The organism is Halovibrio sp. HP20-59 (assembly GCF_033052795.2).
GTDB lineage: Bacteria > Pseudomonadota > Gammaproteobacteria > Pseudomonadales > Halomonadaceae > Vreelandella.
Window position 1 is genome coordinate 1 of sequence record NZ_JAWJUW020000048.1, and the last position, 1,045, is coordinate 1,045.

At 61.5% G+C, this 1,045-nt stretch carries 2 protein-coding genes; both read right to left on the reverse strand.

Features of this window, described 5'->3' with window-relative positions:
- On the reverse strand, positions 1-613 hold a 613-nt coding region (locus tag RZA33_RS19290; RefSeq protein WP_317509344.1), incomplete at its 3' end, for a hypothetical protein.
- Positions 614-675: 62 nt separating this feature from the next.
- On the reverse strand, positions 676-1,045 hold a 370-nt coding region (locus RZA33_RS19295; protein ID WP_317509345.1), incomplete at its 5' end, for a DUF6651 domain-containing protein.

The following is a 1,045-nucleotide window of genomic DNA, read 5'->3' on the forward strand; positions in this document are numbered from 1 at the left end:
GGTCACCAGCGGTGCCGAACGGCGCGGTACCGGCGGTGCCATCGGCGCGCGAGGCGTTTTGGTAGGCCGTGGTGAACAGATCCGTCTCAATGGCGTTGCCAAGGGTGCGGAAGGCTTGAGTGAATTGCTCCACGAGAACTTTGCCGTAGGTGCCGGCGTTGTTCATGCCACGTTGTTCTTCACCGCTCCAGCGAATCGGCACGTGCTTCGACTTGCTGATGGTCATCGCCACGTTACCGATGTTCTGGTCGCCAGTGTTCGGAGCAGTAACCGCAGGCGTGTTATCGGCCATCGTGCTCGGCGGCGTGATCGGGATCAGAATCGACTCATTGAGAGCCGCGCGTTCACCGCTGCTGTTGCGGGAAACCGCCGGAATCATGCCGACCATTTCGCGCGAGACGACATCCAGTGCCTCGTAAAGCGTCGGGATCAGGCCGGTCAGCGTGTTCGCGCCAGCAATCATGCCGCCCTGCAGCGGTCGCTGGACCGCGTCAACGAGCACTTCGTACAGCCGTGCGGCTGCTTTTGCCACGGTGGCCATCGGATAAATGGCGACCACGAAGGCGATACCCGCGAGCGTCAGCACGCGGAGCTTGGAGATGATGCTTTTCATGTGGGCAGACCCTCAAATGAAAAAAGCCACCCGAAGGTGGCCTTGTTTCGATGGACGGACCGTCAGTCCGAGATGGTTACGTTCGGGTCTCGGGCCGCCTTGGCTTGCTCCACAGGCGAGAGACCGTCGAACTGAGCGCGCGAAATCGTGCGCCCGCCATTGCCGCCACCATTGCCGCCAGATGCGCCGCCCCCACTTGCACCCGAGCCCTTCAGGATGGTGTCCCGATGGGGGTAGTGCTCGATGAGGACTTCCAGCGCTTCGTCGAAGGCTGCCAGTTCGCCCGGGTTGGTGCGGCTAAAGATCTTGTTGCCGGACTTGTCGTACGCGACGACATTGCCGTTCTCGACCTTGAACGCGTCACCGAATCGGGCCTGCACGAGGTCGGCCGGAATGGTCAACTTTTCCGCGATCATCTTCGAACGCGCGAAA